The sequence below is a fragment of the Microtetraspora fusca genome, from assembly GCF_001570365.1.
GTDB lineage: Bacteria > Actinomycetota > Actinomycetes > Streptosporangiales > Streptosporangiaceae > Microtetraspora > Microtetraspora fusca.
This window is the reverse complement of record NZ_BBYK01000089.1, coordinates 1-20363: the sequence shown is the minus strand read 5'-3', so window position 1 is coordinate 20363 and position 20363 is coordinate 1. Positions and strand designations below refer to the sequence as shown.

At 69.3% G+C, this 20363-nt stretch carries 21 protein-coding genes and 1 riboswitch; of the genes, 13 read left to right on the top strand and 8 right to left on the bottom strand.

From position 1 onward, the window contains the following. Nucleotides 1–22 precede the first annotated feature (22 nt). Entirely contained in the window at nucleotides 23–1048 is a 1026-nt protein-coding gene (locus AWQ68_RS38640; protein ID WP_066951201.1) for a hypothetical protein, read from the top strand. Nucleotides 1049–1207: 159 nt separating this feature from the next. Here the strand turns inward: AWQ68_RS38640 and AWQ68_RS43865 are convergent, their stop codons facing one another. From AWQ68_RS43865 to AWQ68_RS38625, 4 genes are all read right to left on the bottom strand, one after another. Beyond that, on the bottom strand, nucleotides 1208–1369 hold the full coding sequence (locus tag AWQ68_RS43865) for a hypothetical protein (protein ID WP_169809071.1): 162 nt from the start codon (nucleotides 1367–1369) through the stop codon (nucleotides 1208–1210). A 64-nt stretch (nucleotides 1370–1433) separates the two neighbouring features. Further along, a complete protein-coding gene (locus AWQ68_RS38635; RefSeq protein ID WP_084464885.1) occupies nucleotides 1434–1970 on the bottom strand; it encodes a YbhB/YbcL family Raf kinase inhibitor-like protein in 537 nt (178 codons plus the stop codon). A gap of 90 nt (nucleotides 1971–2060) precedes the next feature. Then, nucleotides 2061–2888 (bottom strand): ABC transporter ATP-binding protein, encoded by an 828-nt coding sequence (locus tag AWQ68_RS38630; RefSeq protein WP_157546439.1) that lies wholly within the window; start codon nucleotides 2886–2888, stop codon nucleotides 2061–2063. A 22-nt stretch (nucleotides 2889–2910) separates the two neighbouring features. After that, a complete protein-coding gene (locus AWQ68_RS38625; protein ID WP_066951195.1) occupies nucleotides 2911–3816 on the bottom strand; it encodes an ABC transporter permease in 906 nt (301 codons plus the stop codon). A gap of 471 nt (nucleotides 3817–4287) precedes the next feature. Between AWQ68_RS38625 and AWQ68_RS38620 the strand changes: the two genes are divergently transcribed. From AWQ68_RS38620 to AWQ68_RS38600, 5 genes are all read left to right on the top strand, one after another. After that, entirely contained in the window at nucleotides 4288–5979 is a 1692-nt protein-coding gene (locus AWQ68_RS38620; protein ID WP_066951192.1) for a peptide ABC transporter substrate-binding protein, read from the top strand. 192 nt (nucleotides 5980–6171) lie between these two features. Further along, entirely contained in the window at nucleotides 6172–7098 is a 927-nt protein-coding gene (locus AWQ68_RS38615) for an ABC transporter permease (protein ID WP_066951189.1), read from the top strand. After that, nucleotides 7091–8038, top strand: coding sequence for an ABC transporter permease (locus tag AWQ68_RS38610; RefSeq protein WP_066951187.1), 948 nt, complete (start codon nucleotides 7091–7093; stop codon nucleotides 8036–8038). Before AWQ68_RS38615 ends, AWQ68_RS38610 begins: the two co-directional genes overlap by 8 nt. A gap of 12 nt (nucleotides 8039–8050) precedes the next feature. Then, the gene (locus AWQ68_RS38605; RefSeq protein WP_174554189.1) at nucleotides 8051–9082 is read left to right on the top strand and encodes an ABC transporter ATP-binding protein; all 1032 of its coding nucleotides are present in this window, start codon (nucleotides 8051–8053) and stop codon (nucleotides 9080–9082) included. Continuing rightward, complete coding sequence (locus tag AWQ68_RS38600) at nucleotides 9066–10085, top strand: ABC transporter ATP-binding protein (RefSeq protein WP_066951185.1); 1020 nt, start codon at nucleotides 9066–9068, stop codon at nucleotides 10083–10085. The genes AWQ68_RS38605 and AWQ68_RS38600 overlap by 17 nt, the downstream gene beginning before the upstream one ends. 17 nt (nucleotides 10086–10102) lie before the next feature. Here AWQ68_RS38600 and AWQ68_RS38595 read toward each other — a convergent pair whose 3' ends face one another. Both AWQ68_RS38595 and AWQ68_RS38590 read right to left on the bottom strand, forming a co-directional pair. Then, nucleotides 10103–11191, bottom strand: coding sequence for a S8 family peptidase (locus AWQ68_RS38595; protein WP_066951182.1), 1089 nt, complete (start codon nucleotides 11189–11191; stop codon nucleotides 10103–10105). Between the two features lie 109 nt (nucleotides 11192–11300). Continuing rightward, nucleotides 11301–12122: an SAM hydrolase/SAM-dependent halogenase family protein gene (locus AWQ68_RS38590; protein WP_245656539.1), complete on the bottom strand. Its 822-nt coding sequence runs from the start codon at nucleotides 12120–12122 to the stop codon at nucleotides 11301–11303. A gap of 94 nt (nucleotides 12123–12216) precedes the next feature. Between AWQ68_RS38590 and AWQ68_RS38585 the strand changes: the two genes are divergently transcribed. The 3 genes from AWQ68_RS38585 to AWQ68_RS38575 all read left to right on the top strand — a co-directional run bounded on the left by AWQ68_RS38585 (nucleotide 12217) and on the right by AWQ68_RS38575 (nucleotide 14055). Further along, nucleotides 12217–12519: a DUF3263 domain-containing protein gene (locus tag AWQ68_RS38585; RefSeq protein ID WP_066951230.1), complete on the top strand. Its 303-nt coding sequence runs from the start codon at nucleotides 12217–12219 to the stop codon at nucleotides 12517–12519. A gap of 25 nt (nucleotides 12520–12544) precedes the next feature. Then, nucleotides 12545–13378 (top strand): trehalose-phosphatase, encoded by an 834-nt coding sequence (gene otsB, locus AWQ68_RS38580; RefSeq protein WP_066951177.1) that lies wholly within the window; start codon nucleotides 12545–12547, stop codon nucleotides 13376–13378. Between the two features lie 80 nt (nucleotides 13379–13458). Beyond that, nucleotides 13459–14055, top strand: a complete 597-nt coding sequence (locus tag AWQ68_RS38575) for a hypothetical protein (RefSeq protein WP_157546436.1) — start codon at nucleotides 13459–13461, stop codon at nucleotides 14053–14055. Here AWQ68_RS38575 and AWQ68_RS38570 read toward each other — a convergent pair. Further along, nucleotides 14033–15208, bottom strand: a complete 1176-nt coding sequence (locus AWQ68_RS38570; RefSeq protein ID WP_066951171.1) for an MFS transporter — start codon at nucleotides 15206–15208, stop codon at nucleotides 14033–14035. The genes AWQ68_RS38575 and AWQ68_RS38570 overlap by 23 nt on opposite strands. 64 nt (nucleotides 15209–15272) lie before the next feature. Next, nucleotides 15273–16700: an alpha,alpha-trehalose-phosphate synthase (UDP-forming) gene (locus AWQ68_RS38565; protein ID WP_066951168.1), complete on the bottom strand. Its 1428-nt coding sequence runs from the start codon at nucleotides 16698–16700 to the stop codon at nucleotides 15273–15275. A 101-nt stretch (nucleotides 16701–16801) separates the two neighbouring features. On the opposite strand from AWQ68_RS38565, the gene AWQ68_RS38560 reads away from it, so the two are divergent. The 4 genes from AWQ68_RS38560 (at nucleotide 16802) to AWQ68_RS38545 (ending at nucleotide 19795) form a co-directional block, all read left to right on the top strand. Beyond that, the gene (locus tag AWQ68_RS38560; RefSeq protein ID WP_066951166.1) at nucleotides 16802–17353 is read left to right on the top strand and encodes an RNA polymerase sigma factor; all 552 of its coding nucleotides are present in this window, start codon (nucleotides 16802–16804) and stop codon (nucleotides 17351–17353) included. A 146-nt stretch (nucleotides 17354–17499) separates the two neighbouring features. Further along, nucleotides 17500–17639, top strand: a riboswitch (SAM riboswitch). Nucleotides 17640–17653: 14 nt separating this feature from the next. Beyond that, nucleotides 17654–18916, top strand: coding sequence for a threonine synthase (gene thrC / locus AWQ68_RS38555; RefSeq protein ID WP_066951164.1), 1263 nt, complete (start codon nucleotides 17654–17656; stop codon nucleotides 18914–18916). 38 nt (nucleotides 18917–18954) lie between these two features. Continuing rightward, nucleotides 18955–19230 carry a MoaD/ThiS family protein gene (locus tag AWQ68_RS38550; protein ID WP_066951162.1) on the top strand — a complete coding sequence of 92 codons (276 nt, stop codon included), beginning with the start codon at nucleotides 18955–18957 and terminating at the stop codon, nucleotides 19228–19230. Nucleotides 19231–19591: 361 nt separating this feature from the next. After that, a complete protein-coding gene (locus AWQ68_RS38545) occupies nucleotides 19592–19795 on the top strand; it encodes a cold-shock protein (RefSeq protein WP_066951159.1) in 204 nt (67 codons plus the stop codon). Nucleotides 19796–20363: the final 568 nt, after the last annotated feature.

The window sequence follows — 20363 nt, the reverse complement described above, 5'->3', positions numbered from 1 at the left end:
TGGGATATGAACCGGGGGAATTATGAATCGAATCATTAAGGCTGCCGCGGTCCTCGTCACCGTCGGTATCGCGGGCATGTCCGCCCTGCCGGCCCAGGCCTCGGCCGCTGACACCGGCGCCGACGCACAGCTCGCGGCCGTCACGAGGGTGCTCGCCGACGTCCGCGCCGACGTGGTCGCCGGCGCGACCGGCTCCCTCCAGGGCCAGCTCGCCACCGTGGCGAACATCGCGGCCCACGCGGACGCGACCGTCAACGCGACGGTGGCGGCCCAGCTCGCCGCGACGGCCAACGTGGCGCTCGGCGCGGTCGCCAACGTGAACGCGAACGTGCAGGCCCAGCTCAACGCCGCGGCCAACCTGACGGCGGGTGTCACCGCCGCGCTCGCCGCCAACGTGAACGCGAACGTGCAGGCCCAGCTCACCGCCGCCGCGAACCTCACCGCCGGCGTCGCCGCCGCCGTCACCGCGAACGTCAACGCCGCCGCGGCGGCCGCGGTGAACGCGAACGCCCTCGTCGCGGCCCAGCTCGCCGTCGCCGCCAGCGCCGCCGCCAACGCGGCCGCCACCGTCTCCGTCGTCACGACCGCGCCCCTCTGCGCCGGTGTGGCCGTGCTCGCGGGCGTCAGGATCCCCGTCGTCGTCCTCGTGGGCGACGCCCGGGCCCTGGTCGCCGCCCAGGCCGCGCTCTCGGCCAACGTGAACGCCGCCATCAACGTCGGCCTCGTGGCGAACCTCAGCGCCCTCCTCAACACCAACGTCGCGGTCAACGCCCTTGCCGGGATCAGGGTGCTGATCCCCGGTACGGCCACCACCACCGTCAACACCGTGAAGTCGACCTCGTCGACCGCCATCACCCGGGCCAACGGCTGGACCAAGACGGTCACCACGACGATCGTGCCGTGGAACACGGTGACCGTGGTCAAGAACACCGAGACCACTACCAGCAGCACCAGCACCAACGGCACCACCACCAGCAGCACCCCGACCTCGACCACCACCACCACGACCACCAGCACCCCGGGCTCCTACGCCCCGTCCGGCAGCTGAGTTTGATCGAGTGCTGACGAGGCACTGAGAGCACGAGAGAGCCGGTCGGCGCCATCCAGGCGCCGACCGGCTCTCTCTTTGCCGCCCGCCTCGGCGGCGCCGTCCCGGCCCTGATGGAAGAGCAGGAACGGCTGCCGCGACGACCGGCGCGGGATCAGATCAGTTGTACGAGCCGCGCAGGCAGGTGCGTCGCCCGATCTCCGCCTGCAGCCGGGCCATCTGCCAGTGCAGGTCGATGAGCTGCTCGGCGATCAGATTGAACGGAAGCTCCGAGGGATCTTCGGCGGCCAAGTGGTCGATCGCCGTCGCGAGGTCACCCATCCCGCCCTCCGGTGTCCAGGTCGAATCTACGTTCGAATCATAATGGAACGCCGGGCCGGCCGCATCAGGTTTCGTACGTCGGCGCGATGTAGCCGCGAGCGAGCGTGTTCGCCGTGATGTTGAAGCCCACCACCGCGGGCGGCGCGTCCTCGCCCACCCCGAGCTTCTCGACCTTCAGCGCGTGTACGGCGAAGACGTAGCGGTGCGGCCATCCGGGCGGCGGGGCGGCGCCGCCGTACGCCTGCTGGCTGAAGTCGTTGCGCCCCTGCACGGCGCCCTCGGGAAGGCCGGCGAAGGCGGGGGCCGTCCCCGCGCCGGTCGGCAACTCGGTCACGTTCGCCGGGATGTCGTAGACCAGCCAGTGCCAGAATCCGCTGCCGGTGGGCGCGTCCGGGTCGAAGCAGGTCACCGCGTAGCTCTTCGTGCCCTCGGGCGCCCCCGACCAGCGCAGGTGCGGCGACAGGTTCTGCCCGCTCATGCCCCAGTCGTTGAACGCGTGGGCGTCGGACAGGCGCTCGCCGTCCTGCACGTCGCCACTCTCGACGGTCAGGCTGGGCACCTGCGGAAGGTGATCATAGGGAATCGGCGGCTGCGTCGGCACGATCCGTCCTCCGATGATGAGACGTCATGGTCGTCTCCCATCCTGGTACGGCCGCCGCCCCGGTCGCCACTGACCGCGCTCAGCGGCCGATCATGCCTTGTTGTACGCGGCGAGGACCTCGGTCGGGTCGCCGTCCATCTTGATCTTGCCCTTGTGCAGCCAGATCACGCGGCTGCAGGTCTCCTCGATGACGTCGAGGTTGTGGGCCACGAGGAAGACCGTGCCAGCGGACTCGCGCATCTGCTTGATGCGCTTCTGGCTGCGCTTCTTGAACTCGCGGTCGCCGGTGGCCAGGGCCTCGTCGATGAGGAGCACGTCGTGGGTCTTGGCCGAGGAGATGGCGAAGCGGAGCCGCGCGCCCATGCCCGAGGAGTAGGTGGACATCGGGAACTGCACGAACTCGCCGATGCCCGAGAAGTCGACGATCTCGTCGTACTTCTCGCGCAGCTCGTTCGGCGACATGCCCATGGCGTAGCAGCCGAGGACGATGTTGCGCTCGCCGGTGAGCTCCTTCATCAGGGCCGCGTTGACGCCCAGCAGGGACGGCTGGCCGTCGGTGTAGACCGCGCCCTTGTGCGGCGGGAGGAGGCCGGCGATCGCCCGCAGCAGGGTCGACTTGCCGGAGCCGTTGCGGCCGACGATGCCGATCGCCTCGCCGTGCCGGGCCACGAAGGAGACGCCCTTGACGGCGTGGACCTCCTTCATCTGGGGACGGCCCTGGCGCCGGAGGACGCGCATGAGCGCGTTGGCGGCGTTGCCCTTCTGCGCGTCGGTGGCGGCGCCGTAGACCTTGTAGACGATGTGGAGGTTGTCCACGATCACCGTGGGCGTCCCGAGCTCCTGAGCGGGCGGCGCCGGCGTCTCCGAGGGCTTGGGCGTTTTCGGGGGCTTGGGCGCCGGGGATTCTTCCTGGGCCACGTGGGACGACTCCTTGGTCAGCTCAGCCACGTCCGTACCTCTCCTCGGCCCGCCAGAAGTACCAGAAGCCGACGATCAGTGCGAACACTGCCCAGAATACGCACGTTATCCAGGCCCAGCGCTCGGGGAACCTCTGGTAGATCAGTAGATCGCGCATGAATTCGATGTAGGCCGCGGCCGGGTTGAACTCCAGGGCCCAGCGGAGCACCTGCGGCAGGTTCGCGGTGCGCTCCGTGATGCTGTAGAAGACGCCGGAGGCGTACAGCCAGGTGCGGGTGATGAACGGCAACAGCTGGTTGGTGTCGCGGACGAACGCGCCGACGCGGGCCATGAAGAGGCTGGCGCCGATGTTGAAGATCATCTGCAGGGCCAGCGACACGGGGATCAGCAGCCAGAGCCAGGTGATCGGCTCCCTGGTCACCAGGATGAGCGCGACGAGCACGCCCATGGACCAGGCGAGCTGCTGCAGCTCCTGCACCGCGTACGCCAGGGGCAGCGAGGCGCGCGGGAAGTGCAGCGCCCTGATCAGCGAGAGGTTCGACGAGACGGACTTGGCGCCGCTGATGACCGTCCGCTGCGTGAAGGTGAAGACCATGACCCCGGTGATGAGGAACGCGGGGTAGTTGTCGATGTGCTTGCTCTGCCCGAGGATGACGCCGAACATCAGCCAGTAGACGGCGGCGTTGAGCAACGGTGTGAGCACCTGCCAGAGCTGGCCGAGTGCCGATTCGGAGTACTTCGACACGTTCCTGGACGTGGCATACGTCAGGATGAAGTGCCGTCGCGTCCACAATTGGCGCAGGTACGCGGGCAGGGTGGGGCGCGCGATGGCGCGTCGCAACCCGTGTCGCGCGGCGAGCGCGGCCATCGACTCCGGCGCCCCGCCGCCCGCCTGGGCGTCCGCGACCGCGGAATCCGGCTGGCTCATGGGATGGACTCTATTGGATGGTGATGAGTAAGAGACCGGTGATGGTCATCCGTTGGCCTCTCATGGATGTCGGCCACGACCGTCGCGGGGTGCGGGGCCGCGGCTTGGTCAAAGGTAGCCCAGCGGGTCGTGGTATGGGGACAAGGCACGAGGTCTGATGTCATGAGGCGACCGATGCCCCACCAATCCCATCCTATGTGTACCTTATTTGGTGGTTTAGGCTTAACAGTGGCATTTAGCCCGGCCTTGTTGGTATGCGTATGACGCCCCGCCGACGCACGTGTGACCGAACTGCAATGCGCCAGAGACTCGTCTGGTGTGCGGAGTGAGGGATGCTCGCGACGACTGGCAGGGCGTCAGCAGGCTTGGCCATGCGTACAAACGAGGGAACCTCACCACCATCAGAGGGACCTCGCGAAGTGACGGGGCAGGCCCGCCAACGCCCATCCTTAGAGGGAGGATCAATCCACTATGCGCGTAGCTAAGGGCGCACAGATCGCCGCCGGCACCGCGCTGCTTGCGCTGGGTGTCGCCGCGTGCGGCGGTGGCGGCAGCAGCTCCGGCGGCAGCGGCGGCACCAACCCGCGCGCGGCTGACGGCACCGTCTACATCCGCGGGTGTGAGCCCCAGACCGGCTTCGTCCCGGGCAACATCAACGAGGTCTGCGGCGGCACGATCAACCAGTTCGTCTTCGACCAGTTGATCAAGTACAACAGCGACACCGCCGCCCCTGAGCTGAGCCAGGCCGAGTCGATCGAGAGCCCGGACAACAAGGTCTGGACGATCAAGCTCAAGCCGGGCCTGAAGTGGAGCGACGGCTCGCCGGTCACCGCCAAGAACTACGTGGACGCGTGGAACTACACGGCGTACAGCCCGAACGCGCAGAACGGCGGCTGGTGGTTCGGTGGCGTCGAGGGCTACTCGGACGTGGCGACCGAGGACCCGGACGGCCCGGACGGGCCGAAGGAGGCCCCGAAGCCCAAGACCGACAAGATGTCCGGGCTTGAGGTCATCGACGACCTGACCTTCAAGGTGACGCTGACCGCTCCCGAGGCGGTGTTCCGCACCAAGCTGGGCTACACCACCTTCTCCGCGCTCCCCGAGGCGTTCTTCAAGGACCCGAAGAGCTTCGCCCAGAACCCGGTCACGAACGGCGCCTTCAAGTTCGTGAAGTGGGACCACAACTCGCAGATCGTGGTTGACGCCAACCCGGACTACGCGGGCACCGAGAAGCCCAAGGTCAAGAAGATCGTCTACAAGATGTACAAGGACGACGACGCGGCCTACGCGGACCTGGTCTCCAACAACCTCGACTTCACCGAGCTCATCCCGCCGTCCGCTCTGGCCGGCGACAAGTGGAAGAGCGACCTCGGCGACCGCGCCATCGAGGGCCAGCAGGGCGTCATCCAGACGGTCACCTTCCCGCTGTACGACAAGGAGTTCGGCGGCAACGCTGACTTCCGCAAGGCCGTCTCCATGGCGATCGACCGGAAGACGATCACCGACAAGATCTTCAACAAGGGTCGCGTCCCGCTGGACGGCTGGATCTCCCCGCTGGTCGACGGCTACAAGACCCCGGGCGCGTGCGGCGAGCTCTGCGCCTACGACCCGGCCAAGGCCAAGGAGTACCTCGCCAAGGCCAAGGCCGCGGGCTACACCCCGCCCAAGGAGTTCCCGATCTGGTACAACGGCGACGCCGCCCACAAGGAGTGGGTGGACGCCACGGCCAACAGCATCAACCAGGCCTTCGGCCCGGACGCCGGCGTGACCTTCGTCGGCAAGGCGGTCCCGACCTTCGCCGAGTTCCGCGACATCATCACGTCGCACAAGATGAAGGGCCTGTTCCGCACCGGCTGGCAGATGGACTACCCGCACATCGAGAACTTCCTGAACCCGCTGTTCAAGACGGGCGCGGGCTCGAACGACGGGCTGTTCAGCGACAAGGAGCTCGACGCCAAGCTGCGTGAGGCCGACACCGCGACCGACCCGGCCGACTCCATCGCCAAGTACCAGGAAGCCGAGGCCATGCTGACCAAGGAGATGAACGCCATCCCGCTGTGGTCCTTCGGTCTGCAGGCCGGCACCTCCAAGTGGGTGACCGGGGTGAAGGTCACGCCGTTCGGCGTCCTCGACCCCCTCTCTATCGCGATCAAGGAAGCGTAGGCTCGCCTCGCATGCGCCACGAGGCCGGTTCCTGACCGGGGCCGGCCTCGCTGGCTGTTTGTAATGATCACGCAACGTCACGTGATCATCACCGTCCAGCCTTCCTTCGGTCACCCGCACTCATCTACCTGCGGCATTGTGGACCGGTAGGGGATTGCGTGCACGACCTTTAGCGTCAGAGTGGAGGTGCGCATGGGCCGATATGCGATCCGGCGCCTGCTGCAACTCATACCCGTGCTCCTTGGCACGACCTTTCTCATCAATTACATGGTTTGGCAGCTTCCCGGCGACCCGTTCGCCGCGCGCTGCGGCCAGCGTCCCTGCCCGGACGCCTACATCAACGCCATGCGTGCGGAGTTCGGCCTCGACCAGCCGATCCTCGTGCAGTACTGGCACTTCCTGAAGAACCTGCTGACCGGCGACCTGGGCGTCAACTTCAACAACGTCTCCGTCGCCTCGCAGCTCGGAGAGTCGTGGCCGATCACGGTCCGGCTCGGCCTGATGGCCGTCGTGATCGAGGCCGTCATCGGCATCACGGCCGGCGTGCTCTCCGGCCTCAAGCGCGGCGGCTTCCTCGACAACGTGATCACGATCTCGACGCTGATCCTGCTGTCGCTGCCGGTCTTCGTCACCGGCTTCCTCCTGCAGTGGCTGTTCGGCGTGCAGCTCGACCTGATCAAGCCGACGGTCAGCCCGGAGGCGCCGTTCGGCGAACTGATCGTGCCGGCGTTCGTGCTGGCCAGCCTCAACCTGGCCTTCACCGCCCGACTGACCAGGACGAGCATCATCGAGAACCGCAGGTCCGACTACGTGCGGACCGCGATCGCCAAGGGCATGACCAACCGCCGGGTCGTGGGGGTGCACCTCCTACGCAACTCGCTGATCCCGGCGCTGACCTTCATCGGCACCGAGGTCGGCTCACTGATGTCCGGAGCGATCATCACCGAGGGCATCTACAACATCAACGGCATCGGCGGCCTGCTGTGGCGCGCGGTCAACGACCACGACTTCACCATCGTGGTGCCGATCGCGTCCCTGCTGGTGCTGGTCTACCTGCTCGCCAACCTGCTCGTCGACCTCCTCTACGGCGTGCTCGACCCGAGGATCCGTTATGAGTGAACCGACCGCCACGCAAGACCTGGTTCAGGGCGTACCGGAGCCCTCGGCCGCCGCGCCGGCCTCGTCCGGAAAGCCGCGCAGCCTCTGGCACGACACCTGGGACATCCTGAAGCACCGGAAGATCTTCTGGATCTCCTTCGTGCTGCTCATCGTGTTCCTGGTGATGGCCGCCTTCCCGTCACTGTTCACGAGCAAGAACCCCGAGTACGCCACGCTGGCCAGGAGCATGGAGCCGCCGAGCTCCGACGCCTGGTTCGGGTTCGACCTCCAGGGCCGGGACGTGTTCGCGCGCACCATCTACGGCGCCCGCACGTCGATCATCGTGGGCGTGCTCGCCACTGTGGGCACCGTCCTCCTCGGCGGCGTGGTCGGCGTGGTCGCGGCGTACCGGGGCCGGTGGCTCGACTCGCTGCTGTCCCGCATCGGTGAGATCTTCCTCGGTGTGCCGTACGTGCTGGGGGCGATCATCATCCTCGGCTCGGTCGCGCCGGTGCAGGCCAACCCGGGCAAGACCTTGATCATGACCGTCGTCATCATCGTGCTGGCGGTGCTCGGCTGGCCGGTGCTGGCCCGCATCGCGCGATCCGCGGTCATCCAGGCGAAACACCAGGACTACGTGCAGGCCGCGCGGGCTCTGGGCGCCGGGCCGTTCCGGATCATCTTCAAGCACCTGCTGCCCAACTCGCTGGCCCCGATCCTGGTGTACGCCACGATCACGATCGGCAGCTACATCGGCGCCGAGGCGACGCTGTCGCTGCTGGGCATCGGTCTGCGCACGCCGGTCATCTCCTGGGGCATCGCGATCGCCGACCACACCCGGTACATCCGGACCGGCGCGCACGCGATGCTCTTCCCGGCCGCGTTCCTGTCCCTCTGCGTGCTCACGTTCGTCATGCTGGGCGAAGCCGTGCGCGACGCACTCGACCCCAAGCTTCGCTAGGAGGCACGTACCGTGACCGAAGTGCTTCCCGAGAGCAAGAGCGACGGCACCTACGGTGGCGCGCTGCTTGAGGTGGACAACCTCCACGTCGAGTTCCACACCCGGGCCGGCGTGGCCAAGGCGGTGAATGGCGTCACCTACAGCGTGAACGCGGGGGAGACGCTGGCCGTCCTGGGCGAGTCCGGCTCCGGCAAGAGCGTCACCGCCCAGACCATCATGGGCATCCTGGACATGCCGCCCGGCAAGATCGCCAGTGGGGAGATCCGTTTCCGCGGGACGGACCTGCTGAAGCTCCCCGAGGAGGAGCGGCGGAAGGTCAGGGGCGAGGGCATCGCCATGATTTTCCAGGACGCCCTGTCCGCGCTCAACCCGGTTTTCCCGGTCGGCTGGCAGATCGCCGAGATGTTCCGCATGCACCGCGGCATGTCCCGGGCCGACGCCAAGAAGAAGGCGATCGAGCTCATGGACCGGGTCCGCATCCCGGCCGCCAAGGAGCGGGTGAGCGACTATCCGCACCAGTTCTCCGGCGGTATGCGCCAGCGCATCATGATCGCGATGGCGATCGCGCTCGACCCCGAGGTGCTGATCGCGGACGAGCCGACCACCGCCCTGGACGTGACGGTGCAGGCGCAGATCATGGAGCTGCTCGCCGAGCTCCAGCGCGAGAGCAACATGGGGCTGATCCTGATCACCCACGACCTCGGCGTCGTCGCCGACGTCGCGGACAAGATCGCCGTCATGTACGGCGGGCGGATCGTGGAGAACGCCTCGGTCCACGATCTGTACCGCAGCCCGGCGCACCCGTACGCGAAGGGCCTGCTGGAGTCGATCCCCCGGGTCGACCTCAAGGGCCAGGAGCTGTACGCGATCAAGGGGATGCCGCCCAACCTGCTCGACATGCCGACGGGCTGCGCGTTCCACCCCCGCTGCCCGTACCGGCAGGAGAAGTGCGTGACCGACGTTCCCCCGCTGCACACGATCAGCGGCACGCGCGGCAGCGCCTGCCACTTCTGGAGGGAGGTCCTCGATGGCGACGCCCAGTGAGGTCGTGCTCGAAGTCCGCGACCTGGTCAAGCACTTCCCGCTGACCCAGGGCATCCTCTACAAGCGGCAGGTCGGCGCGATCAAGGCGGTCGACGGCATCTCCTTCGACCTGCACCGCGGTGAGACGCTCGGCATCGTGGGTGAGTCGGGGTGTGGCAAGTCCACCCTGGCCAAGCTCCTGATGGCGCTCGAACGGCCCACCTCGGGCAAGGTCGTGGTGAACGGCAAGGACATCACCACGGCCAAGGGCTCCGAGCTCAAGCACATGCGGCGCAACATCCAGATGGTGATGCAGGACCCGTACACCTCGCTGAACCCGCGGATGACGGTCGGCGACATCGTCGGTGAGCCGTTCGAGATCCACTCAGGGGTCGTGCCGAAGGACGGCCGGCGCAAGCGGGTGCAGGAGCTGCTGGAGGTCGTGGGTCTCAACCCCGACCACATCAACCGCTACCCGCACCAGTTCTCCGGCGGCCAGCGCCAGCGCATCGGCATCGCCCGGGGGCTCGCGCTCCAGCCGGAGATCATCATCTGTGACGAGCCGGTCTCCGCGCTCGACGTGTCGATCCAGGCCCAGGTGATGAACCTGCTGGACGGGCTCCAGAAGGAGTTCAACCTCGCGTACATCTTCATCGCCCACGACCTGTCGGTGGTGCGCCACATCTCCGACCGCGTCGGGGTGATGTACCTCGGCAAGATGGTCGAGATCGGCACGGACAACCAGATCTACGACCGGCCGAGCCACCCGTACACGCAGGCGCTGCTGTCGGCCGTGCCCGTGCCCGATCCGGAGGGACGCGAGCAGCGGGAGCGGATCATCCTGCAGGGTGACCCGCCCTCGCCGGCCAACCCGCCGTCGGGCTGCCGGTTCCGTACGCGCTGCTGGAAGGCGCAGGACATCTGCGCCGAGCAGGAGCCGTTGCTGGAGATCCGCGCGAAGTCGGGCGACCACCCGAGCGCCTGCCACTTCGCCGAGGCGTCGGACGTCGTCCACGTGAGCTGACGCCGCCGCTCCACGGGTCACAGACGCCCGGCCGCCTCGATGGCGCGCCGGGCGTTCGCCATTCCCGCCCCGTACGCGTCGTCGTGGCCGCCGGGCGGCTGGGGGGAGGCGCCCCGCTGGAGCGCCCGGCGCACATCGCGGGCGGGCAGGTCGGGGTAGCGGGAGCGGACCAGCGCGGCGACGCCGGAGACGAGGGCCGCGGCGGGGCTGGTCCCGTCCGCCGTCACGTAGGAGTGCCCTCCGCGGGCGCTGACGATCTCCGTGCCCGGCGCGACCAGGGAGAGGTAGCGCTGCCGGTTGGAGAAGGGCGCGGGACGCAGCGCCCGGTCCACCGCGCCGACCGCGATGACGCCGGGATAGGCGGCGGGGAAGTTCCTGCGGTTGGCCCCCGCGCCGTCGTTGCCGGAGGACGCGATCAGCACGACCTGGCGGGACAGCGCGTACCGCACGGCGCGCTCCTCGGCCGGTGACCCGCGGTAGGCGCCGCTGCCGCCGCCGAGCGACATGCTGATCACCTGCGCGCCGTGGTCCACGGCGTACCGGATGCCCCGGGCGACGGCGTCGCGGCAGGCCGTGTGCGCCGCGCCGGTCCACCGCGGGTCGTCGCCGTCCAGGGTGACCTTGATGGAGAGGATGCGCGCCTCGGGGGCGACGCCGAGGACGCCGTAGGAGCGGCTCGGACCGTGCCCGCGTCCGGCGATCAGGGCGGCCATCGCGGTGCCGTGCTTGCCGGGCGTGGCCGGTGGCGCGCCGCCGCTCGCCTTGGTGCTCGGTCCGGGGTCCGGCTCGGCGCCGGTTCCGCCACCGGTTCCGCGGCCGCAGGACGGCGGGGCCCCCGGCGCGGACGCCGCACCGGTGAAGTCGGGGCCCTGGACGACCGCTCCGGAGAGATCGGGGTGCCGGTCGTCGACGCCGGTGTCGAGCACGGCGACCGTGACTCCGGCGCCGCGCGTGGTCCGCCACGCCGTACGGACCTCCATCGCCTGGAGCGGCCACTGGCGGGCCCGGATCGTCGCGCCGACGTCCTCGGAGGGACCGGCCGCGCCGGTGAGCAGGAAGGCGGCCAGCAGGATCGGCACGATGCAGAGGAGCAGCGCCGACCTCATGGCCGTGACGGTCCTCCTCCCCGGGACGGCGGGTCAGGGAGGCCGATTCTCGCATGATCCGCCCGCCGGAGCGATGATTTCCGTGAACGAGCGGTCGCTTTCGGTTATGTCAGGAGTGTGCCTTGTGCGGCTGCGGCGACAGCCGTACGTGCGCGCCCGGTGGCAGGCCGAGCCGCTCGGAGGCGTCCCCGGAGTTGACGGCGAGCGCGACGAGCCCCGCCGAGTCGGTGAACGCGACCAGGTCACCCGGCGGGACCGTCGCGAACGTCTCGCGGTACGGCACGACGAGCTGGCGCCTGCCCAGCCCGACGCCCAGCGTGTCGCCCGGGCGCACGTTCAGGGCGGCGAGGTCCGCCCCGGTGATGGAGAGCTGCACGTTGCCGTGGCGGTCCACCGACAGCACCTCGCCCTCGACCACGCCGTCCCGCACGCGGGAGGTGGGCGCGGGCAGCGAGACCAGTCCGAGGACGTCGATCCGCGGGCCGACGTCGGACGGCCGGCGCCCGGCGCACAGATGCGCCGCCACGGGCGCGAAGACGTCCCTCCCCGGGAAGGTCGGCGAGACCGGCGTGAGGAACAGTTCCTCGTTGGCGATCTCGTAGGCCGCCTCAGCGCCGCCCGCCGCGTGGACCGCCCAGGACAGCACGCCGTTGTCGGGGGCGAGGAACACCCGCCCGCCCGCCTCGATCGCGACCAGCCGGCGGTTCCCGCCCATGGCGGGATCGACGACCGCGACGTGGACGCCCGCGGGCAGATAGGGCAGGGTCTGCGCCAGGATCGCCGCGCCGCGCCGCACGTCGCCCTCGGGCACGAGGTGCGCGACGTCGATGATCCGGGCCTGCGGGGCTATACCGATGATCACTCCGTGGCACGCGGCGACGAAACCGTCTTCCAGCCCGTAGTCGGTGAGGAGCGTGATAACTGAGGTCACACCAGGTGACATTACGTCCGGCTCTCGGCTCTGAACACCCCGCCCTACCGCGACTACCATGAGGGCGGGCCACAAGCCCGCTGAGGAGGAGAGCATGGATACTGCGCCGGTAGGCGGCGAAGGTCCCGCTCCCGAGAACGCCCCCCGACCTCAGGCACTCTCGGATCGCGATCGTCAGGTGCTCGCGTTCGAGCGCCAGTGGTGGCGCTACGCGGGAGCCAAGGAACAGGCCATCCGGGAGACCTTCGACATTTCCGCGACCCGTTACTACCAGATCCTGGGCGAGCTGATCGACCGGGTCGAGGCGATGGAGCACGACCCGATGCTGGTCAAGCGCCTACGGCGGATGCGGGCCGCGCGCCGGCGCGATCGCGCCGCCCGCCGCCTGGGCCCTTGACCGTTTTGGGGGTATGTAGCCCGTCATGTCAGATGAGACGACGCCCGTCGAGGCGCTGATCAGGACCGAGACCGGGCGCGCCGGGCTGGCCGCCGTGCTGGAGGACCCGTCCGGGGTGGTGATCGGCCTCGACTTCGACGGCACGCTGTCGCCCATCGTGCCCGACCCCGCGTCCGCCCGGATCCACCCCGACGCCCCCGCCGTGCTCGTACGGCTCGGCGGGCTGGTGCGCTCGGTCGTCATCGTGACCGGCCGCCCGCCCCTCCAGGCGCTCGCTCTCGGCGAGGCGTCCGACGGCCCGTCCCTCGCCGACGTGCCCGGGCTGGTCGTCCTCGGCCACTACGGCATGGAGCGATGGGAGCGCGGTGAGGTCACCGCCCCGCCCCCGCCGCCCGGCCTCGACCGCGTACGCGCCGAGCTGCCCGCGGTCACACGGGGTCTCGACGGCGTCCTGATCGAGGACAAGGGCCGGGCGGTGGCCGTGCACACCCGGACGGCGGCCGACCCCGAGGGGGCGCTGCTGGCGCTCAGCGAGCCGGTGGCGAAGCTGGCCGCGGCCTCCGGGTTGATCGTCGAGCCGGGACGGCTGGTCCTGGAGCTGCGGCCGCCCGGCATGGACAAGGGGCGGGCCCTGCGCGGGTTCCTCGCCGAGCGCGCGGCGCGCTCCGTCATGTTCTTCGGGGACGACCTCGGCGACATCGCGGCGTTCGACGCGGTGGCGACCTGCGGCCTGCCGGGGGTTCGGGTGTGCAGCGGCTCGGCCGAGGTCACCCGGCTGGTCGAGCACGCCGACGCCGTCGTGGACGGCCCCGATGGCGTCGTACGGTTCCTCGGCGCGCTCGCGTCCCGGATCGGCTGACGTACCGCGCGCACCCGCTGGACGGCCCGGCGAACCGCCTCAAATCGAACTGCAAGTGCTCACACCTACGCTTTCCGGTCATGGATAAAAGAGCGATCGCGATGGTCGCGGCCGGGCTCGCCGGAGTCGCCGCACTGTCCCTCCCCTCGGCCGCGTCCGCCTCCGCGCAGGGCACCAAGGAACTGCGTGTGCGCGCGGGCTTGACGTTGCGGATCCCCACGACCTGGAAGGTGTACACGGTCGACAAGGACTGGACCCGGGTCGTGACCGGCGCGTGCCCGACGGCGGGCACCTCCCGGTTCGGCTTCCGCGACTCGGGATGCCGCAGCTTCTGGGTCATGGGCCCCGAGGCGATCAAGGTCGGGCACGAGCACTTCGACGCGTACACGCCGGACGAGCCCTTCTATCCGGCCAACGACGTCGGCCCCTGCCCGTACGACAAGAAGTTGTGGCTCGGCCCGATGACCCTCGCGGACAAGGGGCTGGCCCAGGTCGGCCGCGGCCACAAGGCGTACTATCGCGCCTGGTCGGCCAGGTGCGTGTCTCCGAAGACGTACAAGAACAAGGCGCGCTTCACGCAGCGCGAGTGGTTCCTGCCCACGTCGAAGATCCTGTTCGTCGACCAGTGGAACACGCCGGGCCTGTCCGCGATCCTCAAGCAGGCGACCTGGAGCTGAGGATCCCGCCGCAGGCCAGCAGGATCAGCGCGGGGACGAGCAGGAACGCCGTGTGCGTGCCGAACCCGTCGCCCAGGGCGCCGAGGACGAACGGCCCGCCTCCGGAGCCCAGGCTTCCCCAGATCGACGCGGCCCCGGACGCCGCGTCGGGGCGGCCCCCCGACGCGGCGATGACCCGCGACAGGGCCAGCGGGAAGTGCACCGAGATGCCGAGACCGCTGAGCGCCAGCCCGGCGTAGGCGACCGGGACCGCCGTGGCCGTCCAGAAGATCGTCCACCCGGCCAGGGTCACCGCGAGCGCGCCGAGCAGCACCGCCGAAGCCGGGTGGCGCAGCGCGAGCCGGGCGCCGCCGAACCGCCCGGCGGCGACACCGGCGAGCATCGCGGACAGCCCCGTGGTCGCCTGGGCCACCGTGAGGCCGGTCCGCTGGGCGAGGAGCTCGGCGGCCCACAGGTTGAACGTGAACTCCAGGGCCACGCAGCACAACAGGACCGCGCCGGCCGTGTGGAAGCGCCAGCCGTACGGCCTGCGCTCCGCCCCGGCGGACGGGACCGGCGCCGGCGCGGGCGAGGGGGCGGGGGCGGGAACCCAGACCCGGCCCATGGCCAGCGCGAGGACCGTGGTCGCGACGACCGGGATGTAGAGCGCCGAGCGCCACCCCAGCGCGGAGTCGGCCGCCAGGCTGAACACGTACGAGACGGCGATGCCGGAGGTGACCCCGACGGCGTTGGCCTCGCTGATGGCGGCGGGCCCGGCGGCGCCGTGGTGGTCGCTGAGGACCGCCATCGCGGCGTAGAGCGACACCGAGGCCGATCCGCCGGCCAACAGGTAGCCCAGCACCGTCACGGGCAGGGCGTGGCCGAGCGCCACGGTGACCATGCCGATGTTCATGCCCGCGAGACCCGCCCACGTGGCGGCCCGTCGTCCGAACCGCGACGTCAGCGCGGGCAGGGCCAGCCCGGCGGCGATCCCGCCGACGGCCATGGCGGTGCCGTGCAGCCCGGCGGCGGCCTGGGAGACGCCGAGCTCCGCCCTGATCATGGGAAGCGCGGCCGAGAGTCCGTAGAGGTACGTGGCGAAGGTGGCGAGCTGGAGGTAGATCAGCCAGGTGGGCCGATCCCTGGCGAGCCTGGCTGCCGCGACGGTCGTCACGCCCTGATCCCCGCTTTCGTGCGAAACGAGGCAGACCGTATCACCTGTGATCAGCGGCCGACAGTCACGACAAAGCGCCGAGTTGCTCCTCCAGCCACAGCCGGGGCGGGAGCGCGGTGGCCGCCGCGCGGAGCCGGGCGCACCGCTCCCCGCGCTCGGCGTCGGGCATGATCAGCGCCTCGTGCAGCGCGGCCGCGGTGCCCGAGATGTCGAAGGGGTTGACCAGCAGCGCGTCGGCGCCGAGTTCGGCGGCGGCCCCCGCCTCCCGGGAGAGCACCAGCGCGCAGCGCGGCGACAGGATCGGGCCCTCCTTGGCGACCAGGTTCATGCCGTCGCGGATCGGGTTGACCAGCAGCACGTCGGCCAGCCGGTACGCGGCGAGCGACCGGGGGTAGTCGTCGTTCACGTTGAGGATGAGCGGATCCCAGTCGTCGGTGGCGTAGGCGTCCTCGATCTCCTTGGCGCACCGCTGCACGGCCGCCGTGTACTCGCGGTATTCCGGCAGGTCGTGACGTGAGGGGTAGGCGAAGGCGAGGTGGACCACCTTGCCGTGCCACTCGGGGTGCTCCGCCAGGAACTCGCTGTAGGCCATCAGGCCGCGGACGATGTTCTTGGACAGCTCGGTGCGGTCGATGCGGACGATGAGCCGCCGGTCGCCCACCTGCTCCCTGAGCGCGGTCAGGCGCGCCTCCACGTCCGGCTCGGCCGCCCTGGCCCGCAGTGCCGCGCCGTCCACGCCGAGGCCGTGCACCCCGATGCGCGTCGTCCGGCCCTCGTGCGTGACCGTACGCGCGGCCCGGTCCACTCGCGCTTCCAGGATGGCGGCGCAGCAGTCCATGAACGCGTCCGCCCAGCGCGCGGTGAGGAACCCGGCGTGGTCGGCCCCGAGGATGCCGCACAGCACCTCGGCGGCGACGTCGTCGGGCAGCAGCGAGAAGTACTCGGGCGGGGCCCAGGGCGTGTGCGAGAAGTGGGAGATGCGCAGGTCCGGCCGCTCGACCCGGAGCATGGCCGGAGCCAGGGTGAGGTGGTAGTCCTGGATCATCACCTTGGCGCCGTGCGCGGCCTCCTCGGCCAGGGCGAGGGCGAACGCCCCGTTGTACTCCTGGTAGGAGGCCCACTCCCGGCGGAAGCGCCGGTCGAAGATCGGGCTGTTCGGGGTGTTGTAGAGCAGGTGGTTGACGAACCACAGGGTCGAGTTCGCGATCGCGTTGTAGGCGCGCTGGAAGGTCGCCGGGGGGATGTCGAGCATCCGCAGCCGCCCGGCGTCGTACCCCGCCCGGTCGAGCCGCCCGCCCGGCACGAGCCGTACGGCGCTGCGGTCGCCGTCGGAGAGCGCGGCGCAGACCCAGAGCATGTCCGAGTCCTTGAACGCCTCGGACAGGCCGGACACGAGGCCGCCGCCGCCGCGGCGCATGGTCAGCGCGCCGTCGTCCGACAGAGTGAACGAGACGGGCCCCCGATTGGAGGCGATCAGCACGTTGCTGCTCATTACACACGACCCTACCGGGCTGGACCGGCGAAAATCCTGATCGTCGCCAATAGGATGTCAAGGAACCGCGGGCTTCCCCGCGAGGCGGGATGAGAACAGAGATGGCACTGGACGAGACGACCGAGGACCTGGCCCGATCGGCCGCCCAGGGTGATCACCGGGCTCTCGGCGAGCTACTGCGCCGGATCGAGCCGGACGTGCTGCGGCACTGCGAACGGCTCCTGCCGTACCGGCAGGACGCGGAGGAGGCCGCGCAGGACACCCTGCTCGCGGTGGCGCGCAACATCGGCAGGTTCGAGGGCCGGGCGAAGTTCAGCACCTGGCTGCACATCGTGACCGCCAACTGCGCCCGCACCACCTACCGCTCGCTGAAGCGGCGGTCGTCGGAGCAGGCGGAGGAGCTGCCGGAGCAGCGTCCCGACCCGCGCCGGGTCAGCGTGATCGCGGGCTCGCGGCTCGACCTGCTGGACGCGATGGAGGCGCTGGAGGCGGAGAAGCCCGACCTCGCCCAGGCGCTGGTCCTGCGCGACATCTGCCAGCTCGACTACGCCGAGGTGGCCGAGCAGCTCCGCATCCCGCTCGGCACCGCGAAGTCCCGCATCCACCAGGCGCGCAAGTACGTGCAGACGGCCCTGGGCGAGGCATACGGCTGATCGTCTTACCTGCCAGTACGATTTCGTCTCAGATGGTGAGACGCCGGATCGGACTCCGGGGACGGCAAGGTACAGTGCTAGGAAGCGTCCCCGGATGATCTAGTGGGACGCGACCCGCGGATCCCCGTCGGGCGACAACTGAATATTGCTCATCCAGAGGGGTGGAGGGACCGGCCCTGCGAAGCCCCGGCAACCCTCCCGGTGCCCGTACTCGTGACCACGAGGCCGGCCGGGACAGGTGCCAATTCCGGCTCGTGACCAGGGTGGCCACGAGCGAAGATGAGGGAAAGGCCTCGCTTCATGGCGCTCGCAAGCACTGCAGACACCACTCTCGACTTCGGTCCCGCCTCCGCTCTTTCCTGTCGTGAGTGCGGCACCCGCTACGACCTCGGCCCGATCTTCGCCTGTATCGAGTGTTTCGGCCCGCTTGAGGTGGCCTACGACTTCGGCCCGGTGACCCGCGAGGAGATCGCCGCCGGCCCGACCAACATCTGGCGATACCGCAAGCTCCTCCCCGTCCCCGCGAACGTCGAGACCCGGCCCAACCTCCAGCCGGGCTGGACCAAGCTGGTCAAGGCCGACACCCTCGCCGCCGAGCTGGGCCTCCGCTCGCTGTACGTCAAGGACGACTCGGGCAACCCCACCCACTCCTTCAAGGACCGGGTGGTGGCGATCGCCCTGGAGGCCGCACGCAACTTCGGCTTCCACACTCTCTCCTGCTCCTCCACCGGCAACCTCGCCGGAGCGGTCGGCGCCGCGGCGGCCCGCGCCGGGCTCGACTCGTGCGTGTTCATCCCCTCCGACCTCGAAGCGGCCAAGATCACCATGGCCTCCGTGTACGGCGGCCGCCTGGTCGCCATCGACGGCACCTACGACGAGGTCAACCGGTTCTGCTCGGAGCTGATCGGCGACGAGCTCGGTGAGAAGTGGGGCTTCGTCAACGTCAACCTCCGGCCGTACTACGCCGAGGGGTCCAAGACGCTGGCGTACGAGATCGCCGAGCAGCTCGGCTGGCGGATCCCCGACCAGATCGTGATCCCGGTGGCCTCCGGCTCCCAGCTCACCAAGATCGACAAGGGCTTCCGTGAGCTGATCAAGCTGGGGCTGGTCGAGGACAAGCCCTACCGCGTCTTCGGCGCCCAGGCCGAGGGCTGCTCGCCGGTCTCCGGCGCGTACAAGGCCGGACACGACGTGGTCCAGCCGGTCAAGCCGGACACCATCGCCAAGTCGCTGGCGATCGGCAACCCGGCCGACGGGCCGTACGTGCTGGACATCGCGCGGCGCACAGGCGGCGCGGTCGAGGACGTGACCGACGGCCAGGTGGTCGAGGCGATCCGGCTGCTGGCCCGCACCGAGGGCATCTTCGCCGAGACCGCCGGCGGCGTGACCGTCGGCGTGCTGCGCAAGCTCGCCGAGAACGGCCTGCTCGACCCCGAGGCCGAGACCGTCGTGCTCAACACCGGCGACGGGCTGAAGACGCTCGACGCCGTCGCGGCCGAGGCTCGGCCCGCCGCGGTCATCCGCCCCTCCCTCGCGGCATTCCGTACGGCTTTCGCCAACTGACCGCGTTTTACCGACGAAGCAACGAAAGTGAGCGAAAAATGAGCGTATCTGTGCGGATTCCGACGATTCTTCGCACGTACACGGGCGGAGCCGCGGAGGTGTCCGGCGAAGGCGGAACCCTTCGCGAGGTGCTGCAGAAGCTCGACGCCGACTATCCCGGCATCGGCGCCCGCATCCTCGATGAAGCGGGCAAGATCCGGCGTTTTGTCAACGTATATGTCGGCGAAGAGGACGTCCGTTTCGCCGAGGGGCTGGACACTGCGACCCCCGAGGGCATCCAGATCTCGGTCATCCCCGCGGTCGCCGGCGGCTGACCGCCCGCGCCCTCGCGACACCCACGTGCCACGCTCGGTACGTGGGTGTTTGCATGTTGACGTGCGGTTCTGGCTAATGGTGCTTAATGCGGAGGCTCATGACGATTAGTGCAATTCTCAACTAACCAATGGTTAACCGAATATTGTCCTGATCCCGCTTTGGGCGAACGCCAAGAACGAGTTTGGGGATTGACTCTGTTGCCCTACGGCTTGACACGGGTATGGTCGAGGACGATCGACGTAACCGGGGGCCTCTTCGGTGAAGGCGGTCAGCACTGGTCTCAGTGTCTTCATTGAGATCAGGTGTTATGGATCGCGCGGGAATGGGCGTGATCTCCAGCCCAGCAAGAGGAGTCGGAAAGTGGCGCAGGGCACCGTCAAGTGGTTCAACGCGGACAAGGGCTATGGCTTCATCGCGGTAGACGGTGGTAAGGACGTGTTCGTCCATTACTCGGCAATCATGATGGACGGGTACAAGGCCCTTGAGCAGGGGCAACGGGTGGAGTTCGACATCACGCAGGGTCAGAAGGGTCCGCAGGCCGAGGGCGTGCGCACCGTCCTTTGATCCGAGGCGGCATCTGGTGGTGCTTCGGCGGAGCACCGGCGTGGGGCCCGGTTCGCGTGGGGCGAGCCGGGCCTTCGCGTTCCCCGGCCAGCGCGTCCTGTGCGCGACCTTCGAACCCCCGTGTGATCCTGGGGTCGGCCCTCGCGGTCGCCGTACCACGGCCTGGCGGTCCTATGTGGTGGGACCATCCGTACAGGCGGGGTAGATCCATGATGCGCGACGTGCGAAAAAGCGATGCTGCCAGCTCAGACCCGTTGCAGCTTGCACTCACATGGGTAGAGTGCTAAACAGTTCGTTGGCACTCTGATGTCGAGAGTGACAGAAACACCGGGATCGAGGCGATGGGGTCTGCGAAGGGAAAGCGGGCCCGATGCCGTCGCGGGCGTCGGCTCGGTCCTCGCAAGCCACCCTGCAACTGGGAGGTCTAGCCTTATGGCAGCCAAAATGATCGCGTTTGACGAGGACGCCCGGCGCGGTCTCGAGCGCGGTATGAACCAGCTCGCTGACGCCGTGAAGGTGACTCTCGGCCCCAAGGGCCGCAACGTCGTGCTGGAGAAGAAGTGGGGCG

Excerpts from the sequence above, each read along its gene's own strand:
- thrC (WP_066951164.1), top strand. The coding sequence starts at position 17,654 with ATGGCGCTCGCAAGCACTGCAGACACCACTCTCGACTTCGGTCCCGCC.
- AWQ68_RS38600 (WP_066951185.1), top strand. The coding sequence starts at position 9,066 with ATGGCGACGCCCAGTGAGGTCGTGCTCGAAGTCCGCGACCTGGTCAAG.
- AWQ68_RS38640 (WP_066951201.1), top strand. The coding sequence starts at position 23 with ATGAATCGAATCATTAAGGCTGCCGCGGTCCTCGTCACCGTCGGTATC.
- AWQ68_RS38625 (WP_066951195.1), bottom strand. The coding sequence starts at position 3,816 with ATGAGCCAGCCGGATTCCGCGGTCGCGGACGCCCAGGCGGGCGGCGGG.
- AWQ68_RS38620 (WP_066951192.1), top strand. The coding sequence starts at position 4,288 with ATGCGCGTAGCTAAGGGCGCACAGATCGCCGCCGGCACCGCGCTGCTT.
- AWQ68_RS38565 (WP_066951168.1), bottom strand. The coding sequence starts at position 16,700 with ATGAGCAGCAACGTGCTGATCGCCTCCAATCGGGGGCCCGTCTCGTTC.
- AWQ68_RS38585 (WP_066951230.1), top strand. The coding sequence starts at position 12,217 with ATGGATACTGCGCCGGTAGGCGGCGAAGGTCCCGCTCCCGAGAACGCC.
- AWQ68_RS38615 (WP_066951189.1), top strand. The coding sequence starts at position 6,172 with ATGGGCCGATATGCGATCCGGCGCCTGCTGCAACTCATACCCGTGCTC.
- AWQ68_RS38595 (WP_066951182.1), bottom strand. The coding sequence starts at position 11,191 with ATGAGGTCGGCGCTGCTCCTCTGCATCGTGCCGATCCTGCTGGCCGCC.
- AWQ68_RS38550 (WP_066951162.1), top strand. The coding sequence starts at position 18,955 with ATGAGCGTATCTGTGCGGATTCCGACGATTCTTCGCACGTACACGGGC.
- AWQ68_RS43865 (WP_169809071.1), bottom strand. The coding sequence starts at position 1,369 with ATGGGTGACCTCGCGACGGCGATCGACCACTTGGCCGCCGAAGATCCC.
- AWQ68_RS38575 (WP_157546436.1), top strand. The coding sequence starts at position 13,459 with ATGGATAAAAGAGCGATCGCGATGGTCGCGGCCGGGCTCGCCGGAGTC.
- AWQ68_RS38560 (WP_066951166.1), top strand. The coding sequence starts at position 16,802 with ATGGCACTGGACGAGACGACCGAGGACCTGGCCCGATCGGCCGCCCAG.
- AWQ68_RS38610 (WP_066951187.1), top strand. The coding sequence starts at position 7,091 with ATGAGTGAACCGACCGCCACGCAAGACCTGGTTCAGGGCGTACCGGAG.
- otsB (WP_066951177.1), top strand. The coding sequence starts at position 12,545 with ATGTCAGATGAGACGACGCCCGTCGAGGCGCTGATCAGGACCGAGACC.